The organism is Streptomyces malaysiensis subsp. samsunensis (genome assembly GCF_024519315.1).
Classification (GTDB): domain Bacteria; phylum Actinomycetota; class Actinomycetes; order Streptomycetales; family Streptomycetaceae; genus Streptomyces; species Streptomyces malaysiensis.
This window is the reverse complement of the sequence record NZ_JANIIC010000015.1, coordinates 13,057-38,937: the sequence shown is the minus strand read 5'-3', so window position 1 is coordinate 38,937 and position 25,881 is coordinate 13,057. Positions and strand designations below refer to the sequence as shown.

Sequence of the window (25,881 nt, the reverse complement as noted above, 5' to 3'; positions counted from 1 at the left end):
GCGAGCACCGGCCCAACCGCGCACTGCTCGGCGCCGGTCCGGAGATGGCGAGGCGTGTGGGGCCGCCACCCCAGGTGGCCCCCAGCACGCCGAAGCGCGGAGACCGCCATGCTGGAGCCGCATGCGGTGATGCGGAGCGGCCTGTGCAGACCGGCGAACACCCCACCGCCGCCCGGGGTACGGCGAGGCGCGGTGTGGTGCGTGGAGGCGGCGATGGGGCGCCCCCGGAGTGGGGGCGCCCCGTGTGTTGCGGTGGTGGGAGCCGGTTGGTGTCAGGCTCCGCGGAGGGTGGCGCCGGTGCGGGTGGCGGCTGCCGAGACCGCGGCGTCGCGGGATGTCGCGATCTCCTCGGCGGTCAGCGTTCGGTCCGGGGCGCGGAAGCGCAGCGCGTAGGCCAGCGACTTCCGGCCCTCACCGAGCTGCTCACCGGTGAAGACGTCGAACAGGCGGAGGGATTCGAGCAGTTCGCCCGCACCCTCGCGGAGCGCCGACTCGACCTCGGCCGTGGGCACCGACGCGTCCACGACCAGGGCGACGTCCTGGGTGGCCACCGGGAAGGCGGAGACGTGGGGGGCCTCCACCCGGCCGGTGCCGGCCTGCTCCAGGCGGTCGAGCTCGATCTCCATCGCGCAGGTGCGTTCGGGCAGGCCCAGGGCCTTGGTGACGCGCGGGTGCAGCTCCCCGGCGTTGCCGACGAGGATCTCCTGGCCGTCGACGACGGCGAGCAGCGCGGCGCAGCGGCCCGGGTGCCAGGGGTCCTGCTGGTCCTGGCGGACGATCAGCTCGGCGCCCGCCTCGCGGGCCACGATCCGGCCCGCCTCGATGACGTCGGCCCAGCTCACCGGGGTGCCCTTGCCCCACCAGCCGGCCTGTTCGCGGTCGCCGGCGAGGACGACGGCGGCGCGGCGCGGCTGGTGCGGCAGCGCGGCGTCGAGCCCGGCGATCTGCTCGTCGGTGGGACGGCGGTCGACGGGGAGGATGGCCGCGGCCGGCTCGTCGCCGGTGGCGCGGAAGACCAGGCCCGTCTCGAAGAGCGCGAGGTCATGCTCACCGCGCCCGTCGTTGCGGCGCAGCGCCCCGAGCAGTCCGGGCAGCAGCGTCGTACGGAGCGCGGGCTCGGCGTCCGACAGCGGGTTGACCAGCCGGACCAGATCGCGCCGCGGGTCGTCGGCGGCCAGCCCGAACTGGTCGAGGACCTCCTCGCCGATGAACGGGTAGTTCAGCGCCTCGACATATCCGGCCCCGGCCAGCGCCCGGCCGACCCGGCGGTGCAGCCGCTGACGCTCCGTCAGCCCACGCCCGGCGGGCGGCCGGGGCAGCGTCGAGGGGAGGTTCTCGTACCCCTCGAGCCGGATGACCTCCTCGGCCAGGTCGTTGGGGTCGGTGAGGTCGGGCCGCCAGCTGGGGACGGTGACGGTGAGGTCGTCGGCCCCGTAGACATCGCAGCCGATCTGCTGGAGCCGGCGCACCACGATCTCACGGCCGTAGGACACCCCCGCGACCTTGTCCGGGTGGTCGGCGGGCACCGTGATGGTGTGCGGGGCGCTGGGCGCGATGATCTCGGTGACGCCCACCTCCGCGGTGCCGCCCGCGAGCAGCACCAGCAGGTCGACGGTGCGCTGCGCCGCCGCCGAGCCGGCCTCGGGGTCGACACCGCGCTCGAACCGCCGGGACGCCTCGGAGGACAGCTTGTGGCGGCGGGCGGTGCGGGCGACCGGGACGGGGGCGAAGTGGGCGGCCTCGATGACGACCTCGGTGGTGCCGGCCACCTGGCCGGACCCGGGGTCGGCGGAGACATCCGCGATCTCGGTGTTGGCGCCGCCCATGACCCCGGCGAGGCCGATGGGCCCGCTCTCGTCGGTGATGACGAGGTCCTCGGCGTCCAGGACGCGCTGGGTGCCGTCGAGGGTGGTGAGCTTCTCGCCCGGCTCCGCGCGGCGCACCCCGATCGCCCCGTTGACCCGGGAGCGGTCGTAGGCGTGCAGCGGCTGGCCGATTTCGAGCATCACGTAGTTGGTGATGTCGACGGCGAGCGAGACCGGGCGCATCCCGGCCTTCTGGAGCCGGCGCTGGAGCCAGATCGGGGAGTGCGCCTCGGGGTCGAGCCCGGTGACGGTGCGGGCGGTGAAGCGGTCGCAGCCGACCGGGTCGGCGACCTTGACCGGGTAGCCGTGGCTGTTGGGCGCGGGCACGTCGAGGAGGGCCGGGTCGCGCAGCGGCAGCTCGTAGGCGATCGCGGTCTCGCGGGCGATGCCGCGCATCGACAGGCAGTAGCCCCGGTCCGGGGTGACGGCGATGTCGAGGACCTCGTCGACCAGCTCCAGCAGCTCGATGGCGTCGGTGCCGGTCTCATGCTCCGGCGGCAGCACGATGATGCCGTCGTGGTCGTCGGACATGCCCAGCTCGCTGGCGGAGCAGATCATGCCCTCGGAGACCTTGCCGTACGTCTTGCGCGCGGCGATCGCGAAGCCGCCGGGCAGCTCGGCGCCGGGCAGCACGACCACGACCTTGTCGCCGACCGCGAAGTTGCGGGCACCGCAGACGATGTTCTGCGGCTCACCACTGCCGTTGGCCTGCCCGACATCCACCTGGCAGTAGCGGATGGGCTTCTTGAACCCCTCCAGCTCCTCGATGGCCAGCACCTGCCCGACGACCAGGGGGCCCTTGAGGCCGGCGCCGAGCTGCTCGACCGTCTCGACCTCGAGTCCGGCCGCGACGAGTTTGGCCTGTACGTCACGGCCGGTCTCACCGGCGGGCAGGTCGACGTACTCCCGCAGCCAAGAAAGCGGGACCCGCATCAGATCTCCATCCCGAAGGGCCTGGTGAAGCGCACATCACCCTCGACCATGTCTCGCATGTCTTCCACGTTGTGCCGGAACATCAGCATCCGCTCGATGCCGAAGCCGAAGGCGAACCCGCTGTACTTCTCCGGGTCGACACCGCAGGCGATGAGCACCCGCGGGTTGACCATTCCGCAGCCGCCCAGCTCGATCCAGCCCTCGCTGGAGCAGGTGCGGCAGGGCCGGTCCGGGTTGCCCACGGACTCGCCACGGCACACGTAGCACAACATGTCCATCTCGGCGGACGGCTCGGTGAACGGGAAGAAGTTCGGCCGCAGCCGGGTGGACATGCCCTCGCCGAACAGCGCCCGCACCATGTGATCGAGCGTGCCCTTGAGGTCGGCCATGGTCAGACCCTCGTCGATGGCGAGCAGCTCGACCTGGTGGAAGACGGGGGTGTGGGTGGCGTCCAGCTCATCGGTGCGGAAGGTGCGGCCCGGGCAGATCACATAGATGGGCGGCTCACGGTCGATCATCGACCGGATCTGCACCGGCGAGGTGTGGGTGCGCAGCACCACACCGGACGGCTCACCGTCCTTCTCGCCCCGCACGAAGAAGGTGTCCTGCATCTCGCGGGCGGGGTGGTCGGGCGGGAAGTTGAGCGCGTCGAAGTTGAACCACTCGGCCTCCGCCTCGGGGCCCTCGGCGACCTCGTAGCCCATCGCGACGAAGACGTCCTCGATGCGCTCGGAGAGCGTGGTGATCGGGTGGCGGGCGCCGGACGGGGTGCGGTCGTACGGCAGGGTGACATCCACCGCCTCCTCGACCAGCACCCGGGCGTCGCGCTCCGCCTCCAGCTCCTCCTGCCGGGCCTTCAGCGCCTGGTTGACCTGGCCGCGGGCCTGGCCGACGCGCTTGCCCGCGTCCGCCTTGGCATGCGGCGGCAGGGCGCCGATCTCACGGTTGGCCAGCGCGAGCGGCGAGCGGTCGCCGCTGTGGGCGACCTTCACCTCGCGCAGCGCCTCGAGGTCGCCTGCGGCGGCGATGGCGGCGAGCGCCTCGTCCCGCCTGCGGGCGATCTCTTCCGGTTTCAGTGCCTCGACCTCGACAGGGTCGTACGACTTATTGGGTGCCGACATCTCTTCCCGTGCTTCCGTTTGTCCCCCAGCTACCGCTGGGAGGTGCCCCCCGGCTGCGCGACCCCGGCTCGACCGGCTGCGACCGCTGCGCCCCATGCAGGGGACGCCAAAGGTGCCAAAGCCCGAGTCTAAGGGGCGCGCGAGGGGTGCTGTTCCGGGGGACGCCGTGCGGCGGGCGCCGCACGCGGGTCCGCCCCGTGCTGGAGAAGCCCGCGGGTGGATCAGGCCAGATAGGCCGGGGTGCCCACGGGCAGGATAAATCGGAACTCCGCGCCGCCGCCGCGGGCCCGGTCGACGGTGATCGTCCCGCCGTGCGCCTCGACGATGCCCTTGACGATATAGAGCCCCAGGCCGGTGCCGCCGCGCTTGCTGCCCCGCCAGAAGCGGGTGAAGACGCGGCTCATCGACTCCTCCGGGATACCGGGGCCCTCGTCGCTCACGGTGACGGCGGTCCTTTCGACAGTGGGGCCGTCCGCGACCGGCTTGGCCGGTGCGGGCGCGATATCAATGGTGACCGTTCCCTCGCCGTGGCGCACCGCGTTTTCCAGCAGATTGCCCAGCACCTGATCGATCTTGTCCGGATCGGCCCATAGCCTGGGCAGTGGCCCCCTGACCCTGATCAGGAACCGCTCGGCGGTGTGCCCGGCCGCGGTGAGCGCCTGCACATGGCGGCGGACGGCGGCGGCGAGGTCGACCGGCTGCCGGCGCACCTCCAGCCGGCCGGAGTCGATCCGGGAGATGTCCAGCAGCTCGGCGATCAGCCGGGTGACCCGGTTGGCGTCGGCGTCGACGGTCTCCAGCATCAGCCGCTTCTGGTCGTCGGTGAACCGCTCCCACTTGGCCAGCAGCGTGGCGGTGAACCCCTTCACGGACGTCAGCGGCGAACGCAGCTCATGGGCGACGGTCGCGATCAGCTCGGCATGGCTGCGCTCGGTGCGGCGGCGGGCCTCGGTGCCGCGCAGACAGACCACCACCCGGCGCACCGGACCGGTCGGCCGCTCACGCACATAGCGGGCCGAGACCAGCACCTCGCGCCCGCCCGGCAGCAGCAGATTCCGCTCGGGCTGACCGGCCCGGATGGCCAGCCCTCCATAGGGATCGGTCAGCGCCCACCAGCGCCGGCCGTCCAGGTCCTCTAACGGCAGGGCGACCTCGAGCCGGCTGCCGATCGCGTCCGCCGGGTCGGTGGCGGTGATCCGGGCCGCCGCCGCGTTGAAGCAGGTGACCAGGCCGGTCTCATCGGCCACCACCAGGCCGTCGGGCAGCTCGTCGGGATGCGGCCCGAGCCCGTCCGGCGCACCGCCCGGCACACCGGGCCCCGCCCCGGTGGACGGGTGGTCACGCTCCCCGCCGGGCGGCTCCGCTCCGGGCGCATGGGCATCGGCCGCCCTGGCGCCGGAGGTCCTGACGTCCATCCCCACACCCCCTCTCGGTCCCCTCCCAGAGTGGGGCAACCCTACTAGGTCGATGTGACGGAGCGGCACCCTGCGGGAGCGCGCTGCGCACGAGCGGAGGCGTAGAGGCACACGGCGGCGGCCGTCGCGAGGTTGAGGCTCTCGGCCCTGCCGTGAATCGGAACGCGCACCACCTCGTCCGCGAGTGCGCGGGTAGCCTCCGGCAGGCCCCATGCCTCATTGCCGAAGATCCAGGCGGTGGGTCCGCCCAGCAGCCCGTCGTCCAGCTCGGAGTCCAGGTCCCGCTCCCCCGCCCCGTCCGCGGCCAGCACCCGCGCCCCGGCCTCCCGCAACCCGCTCACCGCGTGTTCGACGTCCACCCCGACGGCGACGGGCAGATGGAACAGGGAGCCGACGGAGGCGCGTACGGCCTTGGGGTTGTAGAGGTCCACGGACGCGTCCGTCAGCACGACCGCGTCCGCCCCGGCGGCGTCGGCGCACCGCAGCACGGTCCCGGCGTTGCCGGGGTCGCGGACGTTGGCGAGGACGGCGACGAGCCTCGGCCGGGCGCGCAGGATCTCCTCGAACGGCGAGTCCAGGAAGCGGCACAGCCCGACGATGCCCTGGGGGGTGACGGTATCCGACATCTCCGCGATGACCTCGTCGGACGCGGTGAGGACGGGGAGGTGCGCGGCGCGGGCGGCGGCGAGGATGTCCGCGTGGCGGTCGGCGGCCTCGGGGGTGACGTACACCTCCACGAGGTGCGCTATGGCCTCCCGTACGGCCTGCGGCCCCTCGACGATGAACCGCCGCTCCTTACCGCGGAAGCTGCGCTTGCCCAGCCGTCGTGCGGTGGTGACGCGCGGCGATTTGAGCGAGGTCAGCTCGGGAGCGGCCATGGGTTCTCGATTCCTGGTCGTGGGCGACGGTGGTGCGGCGGGCCGGGGGTTTTCCCCACCCCGCCCCTTCCCGAATCCGGGGGCGAGCCCCCGGCCCCCCGAAGGAGCGGGCCAGCGCCGGGGCAGGCCCGCGCCCCGGAGGGGCGGGCGCAGGGGGCTGGCTGCGGATGGCCTGGCCGCGGGCATCGCCCCGCGGGGGCGAAACACACCCGGTCGTGCGCAATCGTTCCGCGCGGCAGAACGATCGGGCGCCCCCCGGGAAGGACCACCCGCGCAAGCGCCAGCGACATACCCCGCCCCGACGGCGGGTACGACGCGAAAGCAACGCCTGTTGTGGGCAATCGTCCCGCGGGGCGGGACGGGTGGGCACAACCCGGCCACCGAGCGGCACCCAGCGACGAAACCCCAGGGACCAGCGGCACACCCCGCCCCAGCGGCAGATACGGCATGCCCCGCTGCGGGGAGCAACGGACCGGCGAACCCTGTTGTGGGCAATCGTCCCGCCGGGCGGGACGGGTCGACACAACCCGGCCACCGGGCCGCACCCGGCAACGAAACCCCAGGCACCGGCGGCACACCCGTCGCCGACAATCCGCGAGGCGGAACATCGTGGGCAAACCCGGCCACCGGGCCGCACCCGGCAACGAAACCCCAGGAGAGACACAACCCGGCCACCGGGCGGTACCCGGCGACGAGGCCCGAGCAGGAGGCACCCACATGTGCGGACCCGCAGGTGAGCCTTCACCTGCGGGTCCGTGGCGTACAGCTCAGCGCAGCGGTTACGCGGCCTTCGGCGCGTTGACATCGCTCGGCAGCGCCTTCTGCGCCGCCTCGACCAGCGTGGCGAACGCATTGGCGTCGTTGACCGCGAGGTCGGCCAGGATCTTGCGGTCCACCTCGATGTTGGCGGCCTTCAGACCCTGGATGAAGCGGTTGTACGTCATGCCGTTGGCGCGGGCAGCGGCGTTGATGCGCTGGATCCACAGCTGACGGAAGTCGCCCTTGCGCTTCTTGCGGTCGTTGTAGTTGTAGACCAGAGAGTGGGTGACCTGCTCCTTGGCCTTGCGGTACAGGCGGGAGCGCTGGCCCCGGTAGCCGCTGGCCTGCTCGAGGATCGCCCGGCGCTTCTTGTGGGCGTTGACTGCCCGCTTGACGCGTGCCACTTGGTTAACTCCTTGTACGGGGCCGCGGGTGACTCACGCGGCCCGGAAACGAATAGGTCCGGGTCCCGGTCTGGCGCTCGCCCCGCCGAAGCGGGGCGGGGCGTCACTTGCCGAGAAGCTTCTTGATCTTCTTGGCGTCGGCAGGGGCCATCTCGACCTTTCCGGCCAGGCGGCGCGTCAGCGTGGACGGCTTGTGCTCGAGAAGGTGGCGGCGACCGGCGCGCTGGCGCACCACCTTGCCGGAGCCGGTGAGCTTGAATCGCTTGCTGGCACCGCTGTGCGTCTTGTTCTTCGGCATGTCGCCGTTCTCTCCTCGTCGGGGCGCTTCCGCCCCATCCGGGCGTGGCTCTATCGGACCGCGGACCGGTGTGCGCGGAAGCGTCTGTTATGTCGGTCTATGTCGGGACCAGGGTCCCGGGGGTCGAGGCTGTCGCCTCAGGCCTCGGCGGGCTCCTCGGCAGGCTGCTCCACGGACGTGTCCGGAGACTGGTCCAGGTGGGGAACGCCCTGGCGCTCCGCCTTTCGGGCGGCCTGCGCCTCGCGGGCTTCGGCCATCGCCTCGGTCTTCTTCTTGTGCGGACCGAGAACCATGATCATGTTGCGCCCGTCCTGCTTGGGGTTGGACTCGACGAAGCCCAGCTCCTGGACGTCCTCGGCGAGCCGCTGCAACAGTCGGTAGCCCAGCTCGGGCCGGGACTGCTCACGGCCGCGGAACATGATCGTGATCTTGACCTTGTCGCCCTGCTTGAGGAACCGGACGACGTGACCCTTCTTGGTGTCGTAGTCGTGCGGGTCGATCTTCGGCCGGAGCTTCATCTCCTTGATGACCGTGTGCGCCTGGTTCTTGCGCGCTTCACGGGCCTTCATGGCCGACTCGTATTTGAACTTTCCGTAGTCCATGAGCTTGCAGACCGGCGGACGGGCGTTCGCCGCCACCTCGACCAGGTCGAGGTCGTACTCCTGCGCAAGCTCCAGGGCCTTGGCAAGCGGCACGATGCCGACCTGCTCGCCACTGGGACCGACGAGTCGCACCTCGGGGACGCGAATCCGGTCGTTGATGCGGGGCTCGGCGCTGATGGATCCTCCTCGGTTGCACCACGCGACCGCCTGGCGGACTGCCGCGTAAGTCTGTTTCGGTTGAGACCACCGCGCCGTGGCGCACAAAACGCCCCGGACGGTACACAGGCGGGGCTCCTCATTGACCGGGAGCACCGCCGCGATATCACCGCGGGGCGCAGCCTGACCGATGACCTGCCGACCCGGGGGATCGGGAGGTGGGAGCGCGGAGCCTCCACTTGTGGGCCGGACACGCAAGTGACCAGCCGGTCGTTTATCTACGATACCAGCACTGCCACAGGATGTATCACCCAGCGGTCACCCGGACCCGTCGTCGGTGCCACCCGGCCCGTTCCCCGCGACCGGTACGGACCGTTCCCCGCGACCGGTACCTACGCCCGGCGGACGGCGTCCTAGGCTGGGGCCCACCATCCATCAGGAAGTGAGCCCCGACCACCATGAGCGACGCCAACGCAGGGAAGCCGCCGGCCCCCGACTTCGACCGGATGACCCGGGACATCGCGGATGTGCCCGCGGTCGAGGTGATCACCACGGTCGCGGTGCACCTGATGAGCGCCGCCGCGGTCAACCTCGGCCTGGCCGAGGAGGGCCCCCAGCACAAGGACCTGGACGAGGCGCGGAAGCTGATCAACGCCCTGGCGGGGCTGGTCACGGCAAGCGCCACGGAGATCAGCTCCTTCCACGCCGCCCCGCTGCGGGACGGTCTGAAGTCGCTCCAGCTCGCCTTCCGCGAGGCGTCGGTGGTGCCGGACGAGCCGGGGCAGGGGCCGGGCGAGAAGTTCACCGGCCCGGTCTTCGGCTGAACCCCTCGGGGCCGACAGCCTCCGGCCCTCGGCGCCGGGACCCGCCCCCTGGGGCCCCCGGGACCCAACCAGACCCAGCCCCTGGGGCCCGCCCCGGCAGCAGTCGGCCCCGGCAGCGGCCTGCTCTGCTCAGGCCGCCTCCGGGCCCTTGGTCTCCGTATCGCCCGCCTCGGGGCGATGGCCGCCGCGCAGCCGTCCCCACGGCCCGGTCGTCGGGGGCGGATGCGCCTGCTCCCGTTCGGCCTGGCCCGCCGGATGGAGATGGGTGAACCGGTGCACCACGGCGGCGAGCACCCCGCCGACCAGCGGTGCGACGATGAACAGCCACAGCTGGCCCAGCGCGTCCCCGCCCGCGAAGATCGCGGGGCCGAAGCTGCGCGCCGGATTGACCGAGGCCCAGGTCAGCGGGATGCCGACCAGGTTGGCCGCGGCGAGGGCGAGGCCCACCGGGACCGGTTCGGCGCCGACCAGGGCCACCGAGTGGGTCACCGTGAGGAAGACGAAGACCAGCAGGAAGGTCAGCAGCACCTCGGCGAGGAAGGCCCCGCCCGCGCCCATGCCTACCGGTGAGCGGCCGCCGTAGCCGTTGCTGCCGAAGGCGTCCGCCGTCTGGAGCCTGGGCACCTGGTTGGCGAGCAGGAAGAGCACCGCCGCGCCCACGATCGCGCCGACGAACTGCGCGACCCAGTACTGGACGGCCGTACGGATGTCGATGCGCTTGACCAGCAGCACGCCGAGGGTCACCGCCGGATTGATGTGGCAGCCCGAGATGCGTCCGAACGCAAAGGCGATCGCGATCAGCGTGAAGCCGAAGGCGAGCGAGATCCCGAGGGCGTTGATGTAGTCGCCCGCCAGGACCAGCGAACCGACTCCGAAGAGGACCAGCATCGCGGTCCCGATGAACTCCGCTACGACCGTTCTCGTCTCCATGGCGCTCTCCTCACGCAGATTCCGACCGCCAGTCGCCTAAGCATTGTGGGGGGAATCGGGACGATTCGCCTGTTGGTCCGAGCGGGGAGCGCCGACTCCCGCCTCCTCAGCGGCTGAAGAGCGGTTCGCCGGGGACCTTCGCGTCCGGCGGCAGCAGGGCCAGGGTCAGCCCGCGCACCAGCCTCGCCCGCAGCACCTCGTCGGCGGCCAGGGCGCCCGCCACCCGGTGCGCCGTCTCCCGCGCGGGCGCCTCCGGCGCCAGGGCGAGCGCGAGCATCCCGTCGGCGTCCGCCGCCGGGGCCAGATGGGCCCGCAGCACCTCCGGCTCGGCGGCCAGCACGGTGCGCACCGCCTCGGTCACGGCCGGGTCGGCGAGCGGATCGGCGCTGGTCCGGCCCTCGGCGAGGGCCAGCAGCGCCGGGCCGGTCAGCTGGTACGGCACCGGGCCCGCGAGGTCCAGGACCAGGGTGTCCGCCTTCTCATGGGCGGTGGCCTCCAGCGCCTGGCGCAGCGGTACGGCCACCGGCCGGGCGTCCGGCCGCCAGCGGGCCAGCGTCTCCAGCGAGGTGAAGGCGGGCAGGGCGCGCCGGCCGCCGGGCGCCTCCAGCGTGGGCACCGCCATATCGCTCGTCTTCTCCCGGCGCAGTCCGCCCACCCGTCGCCCACCACCACCCTCAACGGACGCTTCGCGCGGCCCGGATCCCCGTCGCCCACCACCACCCTCAACCGACGCTTCGCGCGGCCCGGATCCCCGTCGCCCACCACCACCCTCAACGGACGCTTCGCGCGGCCCGGATCCCCGTCGCCCACCACCACCCTCAACCGACGCTTCGCGCGGCCCGGATCCCCGTCGCCCACCACCACCCTCAACCGACGCTTCGCGCGGCCCGGATTCCGCCTCCTCCGCCTCCCCCAGGATCGCCACCACGGGAACGAGCAGGCGGGCGTCGGCGAGCGCGGCGAGCACCTCCGGTTCGGCCGAGCGGTCATCGGCCCAGGCGGCGAGCGCCGCGGCCAGACGGGGGTCGGCGGAGCCGTCGTCGTCGGAGAAGCCGGAGTCGGGAATGTTCTTGAGCGCCACGCCATGAGGGTATCGACAGCGAGGAGATCCACCCGCACCCCCACCCCTCGGCGGGGGCGGCAGCGAAGGAGACGGTGTGGAGCGCGTGGACGACGGCGGCCCGGCCCTGTCCGGTCCGGGCGGGCTGAGCGGGGCGCTCGCCGACGCGCTGGCCCCGGTGGCCGCGGGCTCCGGCGCGGACTTCTCGGTCGCCGTCCTGGAGACCGGGTCGGGGGCGAGCGGGGTCCATGGCGACGGTTCGTACGCCACGGCGAGCGTCGTCAAGGTCGGCATCCTCGCGGCGCTGCTGCTCGGGGCGCAGGACGAGGGACGGCGGCTGACCGCCGAGGAGCGCTCGCAGGCCACCGTGATGATCGAGAACAGCGACAACGACGCGGCGACGGCGCTGTGGCACACGATCGGCGGGACGAACGGCCTCGAGGCGGCGCTGGCGCGGCTCGGGCTGACCGATACGCGCGGCGACGAGCGCGGGCGCTGGGGGCTGACGCGGACCACCGCGGCCGATCAGCTGACCCTGCTGCGTGCGGTCTTCCTGGACGCCGCCCCGCTGAGCGTGCGCTCCCGGGCGTATCTGCGGACCCTCATGGGGCGCGTCACCGCCCGTCAGAGCTGGGGCGTCTCGGCCGCAGCCGACGGCACCGGCAGCGGGACGCGGTTGAAGAACGGCTGGATGCCGCGCGACGCCACGGGGCTGTGGGTCGTGAACAGCATCGGCGCGGTGACCACGGGCGGCCGCACCCATCTGCTCGCGGTGCTCTCCGAGGGCAATACGGATCTGCGCGCCGGGGTGACGCTGGTCGAAGAGGTGGCGCGTACGGCCGTAGCGGTGGCCCACGCCCGTTGATCCCGGCAAGCGGCACGCAGGAACGAGCGCGGCCGACGACCGCCGCCGGGCCCCGGCCCGGCGCCCCGCTCAGCGCGTACGGCTCGTCGGAAGCAGCGCGCGCAGTCTCGGGGGCACTCGCAGCGGTCCCGAGCCGCGCCACAGGGCGACCGCCGCGACGACCAGGGCGGCCCCGGCGATCCCGGCGAGCAGCGCCATCTGGTTGGGGCCGGAGTCCTCGTGTTCGCCCTGGGCGTGGCCGGGCCCGTTGCCGAAGAAGCGCTTCGGGGCGGCGGCCACGGCGGGCCGCTGGGCGTCCGGCTTCATCTTGCCGCCCGCGGCGATCGCCGCCGCCGGGTCCACCAGGCCCGCGCCGAGGTCGTCGCTGCGGCCGCCCTCGGGGACGTCCTGGGCGGTGCGGGTGATGAGCTGCCGTACCTGGCGCGGGCTCAGTTCGGGGTGGGCGGCGCGGACGAGGGCCACGGAGCCGGAGACGAAGGCGGCGGCCGCGCTGGTGCCCCAGCCCTCGTAGTAGCGCTTGTCGGGGTCGGCGATGACCACGTCGACACCGGGTGCGCAAACGGTGGCGTACCAGCGGCGGGTGGAGAAGGCGGCGCGGGAGCCGTAGCGGTCGACGGCGGTCACGGCGATCACCCCGGGGTAGGCGGCCGGATAGGAGACCCGGTCGCCCTTCTCGCCGCCGTTGCCCGCGGAGGCGACCACGATCGCGCCCTTGCGCAGCGCGTACTGCACGGCGGCGTCCTCGGCGGCCTCGGGGTGGGCGGAGGCGCTGTCGTCGCCGAGCGAGAGGTTGATGATGTCGGCGCCGTGGTCGGCCGCCCAGCGGATACCGGAGGCAAGCGCGCCGCCACGGGTCGAGCGGGCCTTCTTACGGGCGGGGTCGGAGTCCTCGAGGATCACCCGCACCGGCAGGATCCGCGCCTTCGGCGCGACGCCCAGCACGCCCTCGCCGCCGGACGCACCGTGGCCGTGCCCGGCGATGATTCCGGCCATGGCGGTGCCGTGGCGGGCCCAGGCCCGCTCACCGCGCCGGGCGCCGAAGCCGATGAGGTCCTTGCCGGGCAGCACCTGGCCTTCGATGTCGGGGTGGCCGTCGTCGACGCCGGTGTCGAGGACGGCGACGGTGACCCCGGAGCCCTTGGTGGTCTGCCATGCCTCCTGGACGTGGAGTGCCTCCAGCGCCCACTCCTGGGCCTGTATGCCGTCGGCGTCCGCGGGCGCGGCGGGCACCAGGGTCAGCCCGGCGGCGGCGAGGGCCACGGCGAGGCGCCGCCCGAGCCCGGTCATGAGGTGGTCTCCGTGGACTCCGAGGACCCCGTGGACTCCGAGGACTCCGAGGACTCCGAGGACTCCGAGGACTCCGAGGACTCCGAGGACTCCGTGAATATGGACAGGGCCCGGCGGAATCCGGCCTCGATCCGGTCGGCGATGCCCCGGGCATCGTTGCCGAGGCCCGACTGCGCGGGGGACGAGGTGGCGCCCCGCTGGGTCGCCTCGCCCGCCGACTGCGGGTCGGTGACCTTACGGCCGTCGGCGAAACCGCTGACGGTGTAGATGACGGCGGGGGCGTCGGTGAGGATCCGGATCCGCCAGCTGGCGCGCTGCTCATCGCCGAAACCGGCCGCCGCGGTGCCCTTGGCGGCGTACGGGCGAGGCATCAGATCGCTGCGCTCGTCCAGCTTCTCGGCGACGAAGCGCTGGTGCAGCGCCCGCATCCCGGTGGGTCCCGAGGTGGTGATCAGCACTCCGACGGTGGTGACGCTGGTGCTGGTGGCGTCGGTGTACGTGGCGCGCACCAGCCGTTTGCAGCCCACCGGGGCCAGCGCCTTGGCGAGCAGCGGATCGAATCCACCGCCACAGCTGCTGTCCGGTGCGACGGCTATCCGGGTCCAGAGGCGGTCGGCGCCGCCGGGCCCCTCACCCTTCCCGCGCAGGGTGCGCGGGAAGAGGTCGTCCACGGGGACGCTGTACCAGACGGTGCGGGCGTGGGCGTAGGTGTCGGCGATGGACGGCGGGGTGTCGGAGCCGTCACCCAGCCAGCTCCCGGCCGCCGCCCCGCCGAGCAGCCCGAGGCCGAGGACGAGGCTCGCGGCGGCGGCCGCCGTACGGCTGGGCGGTCTGCGCCGCCCGGCCCGCCCACCGTCCGCGAAGAGGCCGCCGTCCGCGAAGAGCCCGCCGACGCGCGGCGGTGCGGAGGGGCGCGGGGGCATCCGGGTGCCGGACGCCCCGGCGGTGCCTCTCGGATACGGGAGCTTCGCTCTTACGCCGAGGACGGGGGTGTCCGGATCCGGGGTGAACCCGGGCGAGGTGGTGGGGCGCGGAGGGGGCGCGGAAGGCTGTGCGGGCGCCGTGCGCGGGGGATGTGCGGGGCGTGGTGGGGGCGTGTCGTAGGGTGAGTGCGCCTGTTCCGCGTCGGTGCTCACCTGCACCCCCTCGCACCCGTCGACACCTGTTTCACCTGGCTCCGTCCGGTTCGCCGCGCCACCGCACCGCCTTTCGGGCAGGCGGGCCCGTATACGGACAACACGCCGCTGACCTGCCGGTCGTGGCGTGCGCGACACTCTACGGGCAGCCGGGGGCCCTGCACACCAGCCGCCCTCTACCCAGTGGTAATAGCGGTCTGGCAAGCTGCGTCCATGTCCGCTGCCGCCGCTGAACGGGCCCGGTACGACCGGGCCACCGCCCATCTCGAAGCCCCCGTGGCGATTGTCGACCTGGAAGCCTTCGACGACAACGCACGCGATCTGGTCCGCCGGGCGGGAGGAAAGCCGATCCGCGTCGCCAGCAAATCGGTGCGCTGCCGGGCGCTGTTGGAGCGGGTCCTGGCCCGCGACGGCTTCGCCGGGATCATGAGCTTCACGCTCCCGGAGTCGCTGTGGCTGGCGCGCGAGGGGTTCGACGATGTCCTGCTCGCCTACCCCTCCACCGACCGGGACGGCTTCGCCACCCTGACCGGCGACCCCAAGCTGGCGGAGGCCGTGACCGTCATGGTGGACGACCTCGCCCAGCTCGATCTGATCGACAGCGTTCGCGCCGGGACCGAAGAGGTCCGGATCTGCCTGGAGTTGGATACCTCGCTGCGGATGCTCGGCGGGCGGGTGCGGGTCGGGACGCTGCGCTCACCGCTGCACGAACCGGAGCAACTGGCCGAGCTGGCGCGGGCGATCGCCCGCCGCCCCGGCTTCCGGCTGGTCGGGCTGATGGCATACGAGGGACATGTGGCGGGCGTGGGCGACGCGGTGCCCGGGAGTCCGCTGCGCTCACGCGCCGTCCGGCTGATGCAGCGCGTGGCGCGCCGGGAGCTCGCGGCGCGCCGGGCCGAGGCGGTGCGCGCGGTGCGGGCCGTGGCGGACCTGGAGTTCGTCAACGGCGGCGGTACGGGCAGTGTGCAGCACACCGCCGCGGAGGACGCGGTGACCGAGATCGCCGCCGGCTCCGGGCTCTACCAGCCGCGCCTCTTCGACCACTACACCTCCTTCCGCGGCCGCCCGGCGGCCCTGTTCGCCCAGCCGGTGGTGCGCAGGCCCGGGGTGGGCGTGGTGACGGTGCTCGGCGGCGGCTATCCGGCGTCGGGCGTGGCGGGCCGGGACCGGCTGCCGGTGCCGTATCTGCCGGAGGGGCTGGTGTACGACTCGATGGAGGGGCCGGGCGAGGTGCAGACCCCGCTGCGGGGCACGGCCGCCGACGATCTGCTGATCGGCGACAAGGTGTGGTTCCGGCACGCCAAGGCCGGTGAGCTGTGCGAGCGGTTCGACACGCTGCGGCTGATCGAGGAGGGCCGGGTGGTGGCCGACGCGCCCACGTATCGGGGCGAGGGCCGGACGTTCCTCTGAAGGGCCCCTTCCGGGCGCCGTGCGCGGCTAGATGGACCGGCCGTCGCCCGCCAGCGCCTCGATGCCCTTGACGATCTTGTCCATGTCGCTGAGCGGCGGCGCCTTGTCGCTCATGTCGAATCCGAAGCGGACCACGACCATCGTGTCCGGCATGGTGGGCGAGGGGAAGGCCACCGACTGCACGATGCCGTCGTCGCCCTTCTTCGTCACCACCTTCCAGCGGACCAGATAGCCCTCCTTGCCCGCGACCTCGACCTCCGACGCCTTCAGCTGCTTGTGGGAGGTGATCCCGCCATACGCCTTGCGGTCGGTGTTCTGGTCGGTGCCGTAGGACTCCTCGGCGTTCTGCGCGATGTCCTCCTTGGCTATCCCCTTGGCGGAGGTGGCCTTGTAGCCCTCGGCGGTCCGGGAGAAGGCGCCGCCGCGCACACAGTCGGTGGACGGGTCGCCCGGACACGGGTAGCGGGAGGTGGTGACGCCCGCGCCGCCGGAGCTGCTGCGCCCCGACTGCCAGCCGGTGAGCACCGGCAGGCTGATGCCGTTGCCCGGATCCGGGGCGGTGTTCGGGTCGTAGTCGGGCGGTGTGCCGGGGGTGCCGGTGGGCCCGTCGGAGGGGCTGTCCGGGACGTCCGGGACAGGGTCGCCGCCGTCGTCCGGCGCGGAGGTGCTGGGGGCCGGCCCGGTCTGGGCGGCGTTGCCACCGTCGTCATCGCCGTCGCCCAGCAGCACGATGCCGCCGACGATCGCGGCGACGACCACGCCGACGGCGACGGAGAGCGCCGCGATCCTCGGCCCGCGGCCCCGGCCCCCCCGCTGCCCTGGCAGGTAGGGGGGCATCGGCGGCGGGCCGAAGGCCAGGTCCGCGGCGCCCGAGGCATCACGGGTGTACTCGGTCCAGGCGGAGCCGTCCCACCATCGCTCCATGGCGGGGCCGTTACCTGCGTAGCCGGGATCGGGGTACCAGCCGGGGGGCGTGTTCATGGTCACTCGGTCAGCCTATGGCCAGGGCTGGGGTCCGTACACCGCGGATGGCCGGACTACGCACCCGGACTACAACGGCGTGACATATGCCCCGGCGATCCCGCCGTCCACGAGGAACTCGGCGGCGTTGACGAAGGACGCGTCATCGCTGGCCAGGAAGGCCACGGCGGAGGCGATCTCGGCCGGCTCGGCGAACCGGCCCACCGGTACGTGCACCAGCCGGCGCTGGGCCCGCTCCGGGTCCTTGGCGAACAGCTCCTTCAGCAGCGGGGTGTTCACCGGCCCCGGGCACAGCGCGTTGACCCGGATGCCCTCGCGGGCGAACTGCACGCCCAGTTCACGGGACATGGCCAGCACCCCGCCCTTGGAGGCGGTGTAGCTGATCTGCGAGGTGGCGGCGCCCATCACGGCCACGAAGGAGGCGGTGTTGATGATGGAGCCCCGGCCCTGCCGCCGCATATACGGCAGCGCGGCCTTGCAGCACAGATAGACGGAGGTGAGGTTGACCTCCTGGACCCGCTTCCAGGCGTCGAGTCCGGTGGTGAGGATCGAGTCGTCGTCGGGCGGGGAGATACCGGCGTTGTTGAACGCGATGTCCACCGAACCATAGGTGTCGAAGGCGGTCTTGAAGAGCGCCTCGACCTGCTCGGGGTCGGTCACGTCCACCTGGACGCAGAGCCCGCCGACCTCGTCGGCCGCGGCCTTGCCCGCGCTCTCGTCGATATCGGCACAGACGACGTGCGCGCCCTCGGAGGCGAGGCGGCGCGCGGTGGCCAGGCCGATACCGCTGCCGGCTCCGGTGACGACGGCGGTACGGCCCACCAGACGGCGGCACACGGGGGTCTCGGTCACGTCACTGCTCCTCGGTGCTGATGAAGACGTTCTTGGTCTCGGTGAAGGCGGCAAGGGCGTCGGGGCCCAGCTCCCGGCCCAGGCCGGACTGTTTGTAGCCGCCGAAGGGGGTGGCGTACCGCACGCTGCTGTGCGAGTTGACGGACAGGTTCCCGGCGGCGACGGCGCGCGAGACCCGCACGGCGCGGCCCACGTCCCGGGTCCAGATCGAGCCGGACAGGCCGTAGTCGGTGGCGTTCGCCAGCCGTACGGCGTCGGCCTCGTCTTCGAAGGGGAGGACGACGGCCACGGGGCCGAAGATCTCCTCCACGGCGGCGCGGTCCCCGGGGCCGGTGGCCTCCAGCACGGTGGCCGGGTACCAGAACCCCTTGCCCTGCGGGGCGTCCCCGCGGATCGCGGCGGGCGCGTCCTCGGGCACGTAGGACCGTACGCGCTCGCGCTGGGCGGCCGAGATCAGCGGGCCCATGGCGGTGGCGGGGTCGGCCGGGTCGCCGACCGCGAAGGAGGTCACGGCGGGCGCCAGCAGCTCCATGAACCGGTCGTAGACGGATGCCTGGACCAGGATGCGGCTGCGGGCGCAGCAGTCTTGTCCGGTGTTGTCCAGGAAGGAGCCGGGCGCCGAGGCCGCGGCGCGCTCGATGTCGGCGTCGGCGAAGACGATGTTCGGGCTCTTGCCGCCGAGTTCGAGGGTCACCCGCTTCACGCCCGCGGCGCATGTGGCCATGATCTGCTTGCCGACGGCCGTGGAGCCGGTGAAGACGACCTTGGCGACGCCGGGGTGCTCGACCAGCGCGGCGCCCGCGACCGGCCCGGCCCCGGGCAGCACTTGGAGGAGCCCTTCGGGAAGGCCCGCCTCCAGGGCGAGTTCGGCCAGGCGGAGCGCGGTGAGCGGGGTGGTCTCGGCCGGTTTGAGGACCACGGCGTTCCCGGCGGCCAGGGCGGGCGCGGTGCCCCAGGCGGCGATCGGCATGGGGAAGTTCCACGGCGCGATGACCGCGACCACGCCGAGCGGCTCATGGAAGGTGACGTTCAGACCGCCGGCCACCGGGATCTGGGCGCCGCTCAGCCGCTCCGCTCCCCCGGCCGCGTAGTCCAGCAGATCGCGCACATTGCCCGCCTCCCAGCGGGCGTTGCCGATCGGATGGCCCGCCTCGCGGACCTCGAGGGCGGCCAGCTCCTCGATCCGCCCGTCCACGACGGCGGCGAAGCGGCGCAGCAGCCGGGCCCGGTCGGCGGGCGCGAGCGCGGCCCAGCCGCGCTGCGCCTCGGTGGCGCGGGCGACGGCGGCGGCCACATCGCCCGGGGTGGCGGCGGGGACGGTGGCGATGACCTCCTCGGTGGCCGGGTTGAGGATCTGGTGCTCATGGGGGTGGTCGTCGGGGTGTCGATGCGGGTACTCGTTCAGCGACTCGTTCACCTGGTGGTTCCTCACATGCGCTCGAAGGACCGGAAGCGCTCCCAGTCCGTGACGGCGGTGTCGTAGGCGTCCTGCTCCACGCGCGCCATGTTGAGGTAGTGCTCGACCACCTCGTCGCCGAAGGCGTCCCGCGCTATGGGGCTGTTCCGCCACAGCTCGGCGGCGTCGCGCAGCGAGGTGGGCACCTGCTCGGCGCCGCCGGTGTAGGCGTTGCCGGTGCAGACCTCGGGGAGCTCCAGCTCCTTCTCGACGCCGTACAGCCCGGCGGCCACCATCCCGGCCACGGCCAGGTACGGGTTGACATCGCCGCCGGGGAGCCGGTTCTCCAGCCGGTGGGAGGGGCCGTGGCCGATGACGCGCAGCGCGCAGGTGCGGTTGTCCGGGCCCCAGGCGACGGCGGTGGGCGCGAAGGAGCCGGGGCGGAACCGCTTGTAGGAGTTGATGTTCGGGGCGTAGAGCAGGGTGAAGTCGCGCATCGCCGCGATCTGCCCGGCGAGGAAGTGGCCCATGGTCTTCGACATGCCGTACGGGCCCTCGTCGTCGGCGAGCACGGGGTACCCGGCCTCGTCGCGCAGCGAGAGGTGGATATGACAGGAGTTGCCCTCGCGCTCGTCGTACTTGGCCATGAAGGTGAGCGCCATGCCCTCCTGGGCCGCGATCTCCTTGGCGCCGGTCTTGTAGACGGCGTGCTGATCGCAGGTGGTCAGGGCGTCGGCGTAGCGGAAGGCGATCTCGTGCTGGCCGAGGTTGCACTCCCCCTTGGCCGACTCGACGGTCATCCCGGCGGCGCCCATCTCGTTGCGGATGCGGCGCAGCAGGGGCTCGACCCGGCCGGTGCCGAGGACGGAGTAGTCGACGTTGTACTGGTTGGCGGGGGTCAGCCCGCGGTAGCCGGCGCTCCACGCGTGCTCATAGCTGTCCTTGAAGACCATGAACTCCAGCTCGGTGCCGGTGTACGCGGTCCAGCCGCGCTCGGCGAGCCGGTCGAGCTGACGGCGCAGGATCTGGCGCGGGGAGGCGACCACCGGGCTGCCGTCGTGCCAGGCGAGATCGGCGGTGAGGAGGGCGGTGCCGGGGTTCCAGGGGGTGCGGCGCAGGGTGGCGGTGTCGCCGTGCATGGCGAAGTCACCGTAGCCGCGCTCCCAGGAGGACATGGCGTAGCCGTCGACGGTGTTCATCTCGGTGTCGACGGCGAGGAGGTAGTTGCAGCCCTCGGTGCCGTGCGCCAGGACGTCGTCGAGGAAGAAGCGGGCGGCGAACCGCTTGCCCTGGAGCCTTCCCTGCATATCGGTGAAGGCCAGGACGACGGTGTCGATCTCCCCGGCGGCGACCAGTCTGGTCAGCTCGTCGACCGAGAGCGGGGGCGTGCGGTCTGCCACGGTGGGCCTCCTGCGTCGGGGAGTTTCGGGGAGTTCGAGGTAATGGGGGGTGCGGGGCTCGGGGGAGTGCGGGAGATTCGGGGAGCCCGCGGGTCCGGGGAGGGGCCGGAGGCGCGGGGTGGGCCTTAAGGTAGTACCGCAGACCATTGATTGGGAAGTAGGTGCGGACGGTTCGATGAGCGAGAGCGGGAGTGGGCCCGGGAGCGCGGCGGACGACCGGCTGGCGCCGGTGCTGCGCCCGGTGCGCGCGGGGAACGGCTTCGAGGAGGCGCTGGAGCAGATACTCCAGGTGCTGCGGCTGGGGCTGGTCCCCGACGGCGGCCGGCTCCCGGCCGAGCGGGAGCTGGCCGACCGGCTGCGGATCAGCCGGGTGACCCTGCGCGAGGTGCTGAAGGTGCTCCAGGACCAGGGTCTGGTGGAGAGCCGCCGCGGCCGCTACGGCGGCACCTTCGTCCGGGCCAGGCCCGAGCCCGCCGTGGGCGGCGAGGACGAGCTGCGGCGCCGGGTCGAGGCGGTCGACGTCGAGGACACCCTTCGGTTCCGCGAGGTCCTGGAGGTGGGCGCGGCGGGGCTGTGCGCCGCGCACGGGCGCGGCGACGGGCAGGCGCGGCGGCTGCGGGCGGCCCTGGACGCGACGCGGGACGCCCCGCTGGCCGACTACCGCCGGCTGGACACGATGTTCCACCTCACGCTCGCGGAGCTGGCGGGCTCACCGTCGCTGGCCGCCCAGTACGCGGCCGTCCGCGCGACCGTCAACGACCTGCTGGACTGCATCCCGCTGCTGGTGAAGAACCTCGAGCACTCCCAGGCCCAGCACGGGGCGATGGTGGAGGCGGTGCTGGACGGGGACGCGGACGGGGCGCGCGAGGTGATGCGGGAGCACTGCGAGGGCACGGCGGCGCTGCTGCGCGGCTTCCTGATCTGACGCGCCCACTTCCGGGTCCGACGCTCCCGCCTCCTGGCCGGGCCCGCTTCTCCGGGCGCGGCGGCCCCTTCTCCTGGCCCGCGGCCCCTTGTCCTGGCCCGGCCCCTTCTCTTGGCCCGCCCCAGCCCTCCGGGCAATGGCTCCTTAACCACGGTTTTACGCAGAGGTCTTGCGCATCGCCGACCGGAAGGCAAAGGTATGGCCCCACACCTTTGCCATCGCCCCCTCGTGTGGACCAGGAGCCCCCATGGCCGACGGTAGCGAATCCGCCCGCACCCGATCCGCCCGCGCCTCCGTCGACGGCGCCCCGCCGGGCGGCGCCGCCGCGCCGTCCCCCGAGGACGCATATCTGGAGCGCCGCACCCTGCGCCGCGGGAGCGCCGGGCCGCTGCTGCTGACCGGCCTCGGCGTCGCCTATGTCGTCTCCGGCGACTTCTCCGGCTGGAACTTCGGCCTGGCGGAGGGCGGTTTCGGCGGCCTCGCCATCGCCGCCCTGCTGATGGGCCTGATGTACGCCTGCATGGTGTTCGCCCTGGCGGAGCTGGCCGCGATCCTCCCCACGGCGGGCGGCGGCTACGGCTTCGCGCGGCGCGCCCTCGGCCCCTGGGGCGGCTTCCTCACCGGTACGGCGATCCTCATCGAGTACGTCCTGGCCCCCGCCGCCATCTCCATCTTCATCGGCGACTACGTCGAATCGCTCGGGCTCTTCGGCCTGGAGTCCGGCTGGCCGGTCTATCTGGCGTGCTTCGCCATCTTCATCGGCATCCATCTGTGGGGCGTGGGCGAGGCCCTGCGGTTCAGCCTGGTCGTGACCGCCATCGCCGTCGCCGCGCTGCTGATCTTCGCCGTCGGCGCCTTCACCGACTTCGACGCGGACTCGCTCAACAACATCCCGGTGGACCATTCGGCCTTCGGCGCCGGCTCCTGGCTGCCGTTCGGGCTGCTCGGCATCTGGGCCTCGTTCCCCTTCGGCATGTGGTTCTTCCTGGGGGTGGAGGGGGTGCCGCTCGCGGCGGAGGAGACCCGGGACCCGGCCCGTACGCTGCCGAAGGCCATGGCCTGGTCCATGGGCATCCTGCTGCTCCTCGCCCTGGTCACCTTTCTGGCGGCGACGGGGGCGCGCGGTTCCGGCGCCGTACAGGACGCGGGCAATCCGCTGGTCGAGGCGCTCCAGCCGGGCGGCAAGGCGACGGTGCTGTCCCGCATCGTCAACTACGCGGGCCTCGCCGGGCTCGTGGCCTCCTTCTTCTCCCTGATCTTCGCCGGTTCGCGGCAGCTGTTCGCCCTCTCCCGGGCCGGCTACCTCCCCCGCTTCCTCTCCCTGACCAGCAGCCGCAAGGCCCCGTTCCTCGGCCTGCTGGTCCCGGGCGCCATCGGCTTCGCCCTCGCGGCGTGGACCGGCGACGGCGCCCGGATGCTCAACACCGCGGTCTTCGGCGCCACCATCTCGTACGCCCTGATGTCGCTCTCCCATATCGTCCTGCGCCGCCGCGAACCGGGTCTCGAGCGTCCCTATCGCACCCCGGGCGGCACCGTGACGTCGTCCATCGCCTTCGTCCTGGCCTGCTCCGCGCTGGTGGCCACCTTCCTGGTGGACAAGGACGCGGCCTTCATCGCGCTCGGCGTCTACGCTGTGGCGCTGGCCTACTTCGCCTTCTACAGTCGGCACCGCCTGGTGGCGGCCGCGCCGGAGGAGGAGTTCGCCGCGCTGGCGGAGGCCGAGGCGGAACTGTCCCGCGACTGAACACCGTCCCGTGAGCGCTGTCCGGCGACCGAGAACCGTCCGTGACCGAGCCCGAGCCGCAACAGATCCTCGAAGATCGGAGTCCCCGGTGTCCAAGCCCCTGATCGGCGTCAGCACCTATCTCGAACCCTCGGCGAGCTGGGGCGTATGGAACCTCCCCGCCGCGCTGCTGCCCGCGGGCTACCACCGGCTCGTCCAGCGGGCGGGCGGCCTGGCGGCGATGCTGCCGCCGGACGAGGACCCGGCCGCCGCCGCGGGCGTGGTCTCCCGCCTCGACGGGCTCGTCATCTCCGGCGGCCCTGATGTGGAACCGGTGCGTTACGGGGCCGAGGTGGATCCGCGCACCGGCCCGCCCGCGCGGGAGCGTGACGCCTGGGAGCTGGCCCTGATCGAGGCGGCCCTGGCCTCGGGCACTCCCCTGCTGGGCATCTGCCGCGGCCACCAGCTGCTGAACGTCTCCCTCGGCGGCACGCTCCTCCAGCACCTGGACGGCCACTCGGGCACGCCCGGGGTCTTCGACCACCACGAGGTGAAGCCGGTCCCGGGCACGCTCCTCGCCGCGATCCTCCCGGACCCGGTGACCGTCCCCACCTTCCACCACCAGTCCGTGGCCCAGCTGGGGAAGGGCCTGACCCCCTCCGCCCACGCCGCCGACGACGGAACGGTGGAGGCGGTGGAGCTGCCGGACGCGGAGGCGTTGGTGCTGGGCGTCCAGTGGCATCCGGAGGCGGGCGATGACGTACGGATCATGCGCGCCCTGGTGGAGGCGGCGTCGGGCTGAGACTCGGCCTCGGGCCGAGGCCAGGGCTGCTCAGCCGAGCTTGAGCAGCAGTTCGGTGAGTTCGGCGGGCATGGTGATCATGCAGTCGTGGCCGGTCTCCAGCTCCCACACCTGTGCCGGGGTGCCGTTGGGCTGGATCGCGGGGACGGGCCGCCGGGAGAAGCCCTCCGGCACATTGGCGACGCAGTGGATATGCGTCCGCGGGATCGCGTTCGCGGCCGGGTTGTCCAGCCGTACCGGCTGCTGGAGGCAGCGCACCGGCTGATCCGACAGCATCGACCGCAGCCACTCCACATCTGCCGGTTCGGTGACCCCGAACAGGCCCGAGGACGGCTCCATTCCGGCCATGGGCGGAATCCGCCAGCCGCTCTCGGACGACAGGGCATGGTCAATCATGGCCTGGGTGAAGGGCATGACATCCGCCGCGCTCTCGCCGTGCTCCGGGACCATCGCGTCGAGATAGACCAGGTTCGCGATCCGTTCCGGGAGCTGGTTGGCCGCGGAGGAGATGACCAGCCCGGCATAGCTGTGCCCGACGAGCACCACGTCGGTGAGGTCCTCTTCGGCGATCAGCCCGACGATGTCGTCGACATGCGTATCCAGCCCCACCTCCGGGCCCGCCAGATGCGCCGTGTCGCCGTAGCCGGTCAGCGTCGGCGCCAGCACCCGATGCCCGGCCGCCGTCAGCAACGGGACCACCCGCTCCCAGCACTGCCCACTGTGCCAGGCTCCGTGCACCAGCAGATATGTCGACATAGCCGTACTCCATCCCCACGCCAAATAAACGGGACACTGTCCCGATTGAAGATATGGGACAGTGTCCCGCTTAGCAAGCGGGGACCGGTGGAGCGGTCAGGAGTTGATCTCGTACGAGTCGCCGTAGACCTGCCACTTCAGCGGGGGCGTCAGGTCGAAGTTCCCCTCGTCGAGGAACTTCCGCTGCTCGGTGTCGACCCGGCTGGTGTCGCTGTGTGCCTCCTCGCTCTTCATGGCCTCCACACGGGCGTCGAGGAAGGCGTTGAGGTACGCGGTCTCGTCGCCGCCCTGCGCCGGGGGCTTGGCCTTGGACAGCGCGGTCTTACGGATGCCCCCGAAGCTGTACTGGCTGTCGCCGGGGCCGTGCATCACGATCGCGTCGTAGTAGATGAACTGGCCGAGCGCGCCCAGACCGTCGCTCTTGCCCTGCTCGACGGCCGGGTTGAAGTAGACGCGGTCGCGCTCGTGCTCCTGGGCGTCCTGGAACGCCTTGTCGCCGGCGGCCTGCTTCCAGTCCTGGGTGAAGTTCGGGTCGAGGCCGTCGTGGGAGTCGCTGCCGTTGACCTCGCGCAGCGCGGGGAGGTACTTGGCCAGGGCGTTGTCGGGCTTCTGCTGGGTGTAGTACTCGACGAGTTCCAGCATGTCGCCGGTGCCGGAGCAGAATCCGATGATGCCCGCGGTGTAGCCACGGCCGTCGCCGATGTCCTCGATGTACTCGAACTGGGCGCGCCAGTCGAGCGAGGAGTTCTCGGCACTGGAGACCAGCTTCATGGCGATCTCCTTCTTCGCCGGGTCGTCCAGGTCGCTCGCCGCGACGGCCTTGTGCGCCGAGTGGCGCTGGACGTCCGACGAGAACGGCAGGTGGTCGGACGCCTGCCCGACTCCGACGCCGGTGAAGACGAGCGCGGCGGGTACCGCGACGGCCACCGCCGCGAGGCCGATCCTCCTGGGCATGGGGGACATGGGGACTCCGTTCCTTGTCGACTGTGGGGGAAGTGCGCGCGACCGCCTCAGGGCGCACCGGGGCAGCCCCGGCCCCTGAGGCGATCCGTTAGGAACCTTTCCTAACCATTGAACCGAGCACGTCGTGTCCACCACAAGGG

At 72.5% G+C, this 25,881-nt stretch carries 23 protein-coding genes; 6 read left to right on the top strand and 17 right to left on the bottom strand.

The genetic code is table 11. The features are described from left to right. Positions 1 to 272: 272 nt before the first annotated feature. The 7 genes from pheT to infC all read right to left on the bottom strand — a co-directional run bounded on the left by pheT (position 273) and on the right by infC (position 8,452). Positions 273 to 2,798 carry a phenylalanine--tRNA ligase subunit beta gene (gene pheT, locus NQU54_RS15175; RefSeq protein ID WP_257631515.1) on the bottom strand — a complete coding sequence of 842 codons (2,526 nt, stop codon included), beginning with the start codon at positions 2,796 to 2,798 and terminating at the stop codon, positions 273 to 275. Next, entirely contained in the window at positions 2,798 to 3,919 is a 1,122-nt protein-coding gene (gene pheS / locus NQU54_RS15170; RefSeq protein ID WP_257631514.1) for a phenylalanine--tRNA ligase subunit alpha, read from the bottom strand. The genes pheT and pheS overlap by 1 nt, the downstream gene beginning before the upstream one ends. Before the next feature lie 221 nt (positions 3,920 to 4,140). Continuing rightward, positions 4,141 to 5,334 (bottom strand): sensor histidine kinase, encoded by a 1,194-nt coding sequence (locus NQU54_RS15165; RefSeq protein WP_257631513.1) that lies wholly within the window; start codon positions 5,332 to 5,334, stop codon positions 4,141 to 4,143. Between the two features lie 44 nt (positions 5,335 to 5,378). After that, entirely contained in the window at positions 5,379 to 6,212 is an 834-nt protein-coding gene (locus tag NQU54_RS15160) for a TrmH family RNA methyltransferase (protein ID WP_257631512.1), read from the bottom strand. A gap of 779 nt (positions 6,213 to 6,991) precedes the next feature. Continuing rightward, positions 6,992 to 7,375 (bottom strand): 50S ribosomal protein L20, encoded by a 384-nt coding sequence (gene rplT / locus NQU54_RS15155; protein WP_069869680.1) that lies wholly within the window; start codon positions 7,373 to 7,375, stop codon positions 6,992 to 6,994. 103 nt (positions 7,376 to 7,478) lie between these two features. Then, positions 7,479 to 7,673 (bottom strand): 50S ribosomal protein L35, encoded by a 195-nt coding sequence (rpmI, locus tag NQU54_RS15150; protein ID WP_020867203.1) that lies wholly within the window; start codon positions 7,671 to 7,673, stop codon positions 7,479 to 7,481. A 137-nt stretch (positions 7,674 to 7,810) separates the two neighbouring features. Next, the gene (infC, locus tag NQU54_RS15145) at positions 7,811 to 8,452 is read right to left on the bottom strand and encodes a translation initiation factor IF-3 (protein ID WP_257631600.1); all 642 of its coding nucleotides are present in this window, start codon (positions 8,450 to 8,452) and stop codon (positions 7,811 to 7,813) included. A 437-nt stretch (positions 8,453 to 8,889) separates the two neighbouring features. Here infC and NQU54_RS15140 point away from each other — a divergent pair, with 437 nt between their 5' ends. Beyond that, entirely contained in the window at positions 8,890 to 9,255 is a 366-nt protein-coding gene (locus NQU54_RS15140) for a DUF1844 domain-containing protein (RefSeq protein ID WP_069869678.1), read from the top strand. 129 nt (positions 9,256 to 9,384) lie between these two features. Here NQU54_RS15140 and NQU54_RS15135 read toward each other — a convergent pair whose 3' ends face one another. Then, positions 9,385 to 10,185: an aquaporin gene (locus tag NQU54_RS15135; RefSeq protein ID WP_069869677.1), complete on the bottom strand. Its 801-nt coding sequence runs from the start codon at positions 10,183 to 10,185 to the stop codon at positions 9,385 to 9,387. A gap of 106 nt (positions 10,186 to 10,291) precedes the next feature. Continuing rightward, complete coding sequence (locus NQU54_RS49770; protein WP_257631511.1) at positions 10,292 to 11,266, bottom strand: SseB family protein; 975 nt, start codon at positions 11,264 to 11,266, stop codon at positions 10,292 to 10,294. 76 nt (positions 11,267 to 11,342) lie between these two features. Between NQU54_RS49770 and NQU54_RS15125 the strand changes: the two genes are divergently transcribed. After that, on the top strand, positions 11,343 to 12,110 hold the full coding sequence (locus NQU54_RS15125) for a serine hydrolase (protein ID WP_257631510.1): 768 nt from the start codon (positions 11,343 to 11,345) through the stop codon (positions 12,108 to 12,110). Between the two features lie 69 nt (positions 12,111 to 12,179). On the opposite strand, the gene mycP is transcribed toward NQU54_RS15125, so the two are convergent. Both mycP and NQU54_RS15115 read right to left on the bottom strand, forming a co-directional pair. Beyond that, entirely contained in the window at positions 12,180 to 13,397 is a 1,218-nt protein-coding gene (gene mycP / locus NQU54_RS15120) for a type VII secretion-associated serine protease mycosin (protein ID WP_257631509.1), read from the bottom strand. Further along, positions 13,394 to 14,533: a hypothetical protein gene (locus NQU54_RS15115; RefSeq protein WP_308408487.1), complete on the bottom strand. Its 1,140-nt coding sequence runs from the start codon at positions 14,531 to 14,533 to the stop codon at positions 13,394 to 13,396. The genes mycP and NQU54_RS15115 overlap by 4 nt, the downstream gene beginning before the upstream one ends. A 213-nt stretch (positions 14,534 to 14,746) precedes the next feature. Between NQU54_RS15115 and NQU54_RS15110 the strand changes: the two genes are divergently transcribed. Further along, positions 14,747 to 15,943: an amino acid deaminase/aldolase gene (locus NQU54_RS15110; RefSeq protein ID WP_257631508.1), complete on the top strand. Its 1,197-nt coding sequence runs from the start codon at positions 14,747 to 14,749 to the stop codon at positions 15,941 to 15,943. Between the two features lie 27 nt (positions 15,944 to 15,970). Here the strand turns inward: NQU54_RS15110 and NQU54_RS15105 are convergent, their stop codons facing one another. The 4 genes from NQU54_RS15105 to NQU54_RS15090 form a co-directional block, all read right to left on the bottom strand. Next, complete coding sequence (locus NQU54_RS15105; protein WP_257631598.1) at positions 15,971 to 16,924, bottom strand: DUF2510 domain-containing protein; 954 nt, start codon at positions 16,922 to 16,924, stop codon at positions 15,971 to 15,973. 69 nt (positions 16,925 to 16,993) lie between these two features. Further along, positions 16,994 to 17,776: a 3-oxoacyl-ACP reductase gene (locus NQU54_RS15100; protein WP_257631507.1), complete on the bottom strand. Its 783-nt coding sequence runs from the start codon at positions 17,774 to 17,776 to the stop codon at positions 16,994 to 16,996. A gap of 1 nt (position 17,777) precedes the next feature. Further along, entirely contained in the window at positions 17,778 to 19,193 is a 1,416-nt protein-coding gene (locus NQU54_RS15095; RefSeq protein WP_257631506.1) for an aldehyde dehydrogenase family protein, read from the bottom strand. Positions 19,194 to 19,204: 11 nt separating this feature from the next. Beyond that, positions 19,205 to 20,572 carry a glutamine synthetase family protein gene (locus NQU54_RS15090; protein ID WP_257631505.1) on the bottom strand — a complete coding sequence of 456 codons (1,368 nt, stop codon included), beginning with the start codon at positions 20,570 to 20,572 and terminating at the stop codon, positions 19,205 to 19,207. A gap of 175 nt (positions 20,573 to 20,747) precedes the next feature. On the opposite strand from NQU54_RS15090, the gene NQU54_RS15085 reads away from it, so the two are divergent. The 3 genes from NQU54_RS15085 to NQU54_RS15075 all read left to right on the top strand — a co-directional run bounded on the left by NQU54_RS15085 (position 20,748) and on the right by NQU54_RS15075 (position 24,022). Then, entirely contained in the window at positions 20,748 to 21,497 is a 750-nt protein-coding gene (locus tag NQU54_RS15085; protein WP_257631504.1) for a FadR/GntR family transcriptional regulator, read from the top strand. A 247-nt stretch (positions 21,498 to 21,744) separates the two neighbouring features. After that, entirely contained in the window at positions 21,745 to 23,241 is a 1,497-nt protein-coding gene (eat, locus tag NQU54_RS15080; protein ID WP_257631503.1) for an ethanolamine permease, read from the top strand. Between the two features lie 88 nt (positions 23,242 to 23,329). Beyond that, a complete protein-coding gene (locus NQU54_RS15075; RefSeq protein ID WP_257631502.1) occupies positions 23,330 to 24,022 on the top strand; it encodes a gamma-glutamyl-gamma-aminobutyrate hydrolase family protein in 693 nt (230 codons plus the stop codon). A 30-nt stretch (positions 24,023 to 24,052) separates the two neighbouring features. Here NQU54_RS15075 and NQU54_RS15070 read toward each other — a convergent pair whose 3' ends face one another. Both NQU54_RS15070 and NQU54_RS15065 read right to left on the bottom strand, forming a co-directional pair. Then, a complete protein-coding gene (locus NQU54_RS15070; protein WP_257631501.1) occupies positions 24,053 to 24,778 on the bottom strand; it encodes an alpha/beta fold hydrolase in 726 nt (241 codons plus the stop codon). 96 nt (positions 24,779 to 24,874) lie between these two features. Continuing rightward, the gene (locus NQU54_RS15065; RefSeq protein ID WP_257631500.1) at positions 24,875 to 25,741 is read right to left on the bottom strand and encodes a chitosanase; all 867 of its coding nucleotides are present in this window, start codon (positions 25,739 to 25,741) and stop codon (positions 24,875 to 24,877) included. Positions 25,742 to 25,881: the final 140 nt, after the last annotated feature.

Coding starts and splice junctions, on each gene's coding strand:
- NQU54_RS15070 (WP_257631501.1), bottom strand. CDS start 24,778: ATGTCGACATATCTGCTGGTGCACGGAGCCTGGCACAGTGGGCAGTGC.
- pheT (WP_257631515.1), bottom strand. CDS start 2,798: ATGCGGGTCCCGCTTTCTTGGCTGCGGGAGTACGTCGACCTGCCCGCC.
- NQU54_RS15165 (WP_257631513.1), bottom strand. CDS start 5,334: ATGGACGTCAGGACCTCCGGCGCCAGGGCGGCCGATGCCCATGCGCCC.
- eat (WP_257631503.1), top strand. CDS start 21,745: ATGGCCGACGGTAGCGAATCCGCCCGCACCCGATCCGCCCGCGCCTCC.
- NQU54_RS15065 (WP_257631500.1), bottom strand. CDS start 25,741: ATGTCCCCCATGCCCAGGAGGATCGGCCTCGCGGCGGTGGCCGTCGCG.
- rpmI (WP_020867203.1), bottom strand. CDS start 7,673: ATGCCGAAGAACAAGACGCACAGCGGTGCCAGCAAGCGATTCAAGCTC.
- NQU54_RS15160 (WP_257631512.1), bottom strand. CDS start 6,212: ATGGCCGCTCCCGAGCTGACCTCGCTCAAATCGCCGCGCGTCACCACC.
- NQU54_RS15110 (WP_257631508.1), top strand. CDS start 14,747: ATGTCCGCTGCCGCCGCTGAACGGGCCCGGTACGACCGGGCCACCGCC.
- NQU54_RS15140 (WP_069869678.1), top strand. CDS start 8,890: ATGAGCGACGCCAACGCAGGGAAGCCGCCGGCCCCCGACTTCGACCGG.
- pheS (WP_257631514.1), bottom strand. CDS start 3,919: ATGTCGGCACCCAATAAGTCGTACGACCCTGTCGAGGTCGAGGCACTG.
- NQU54_RS15105 (WP_257631598.1), bottom strand. CDS start 16,924: ATGAACACGCCCCCCGGCTGGTACCCCGATCCCGGCTACGCAGGTAAC.
- NQU54_RS15135 (WP_069869677.1), bottom strand. CDS start 10,185: ATGGAGACGAGAACGGTCGTAGCGGAGTTCATCGGGACCGCGATGCTG.
- mycP (WP_257631509.1), bottom strand. CDS start 13,397: ATGACCGGGCTCGGGCGGCGCCTCGCCGTGGCCCTCGCCGCCGCCGGG.
- NQU54_RS15085 (WP_257631504.1), top strand. CDS start 20,748: ATGAGCGAGAGCGGGAGTGGGCCCGGGAGCGCGGCGGACGACCGGCTG.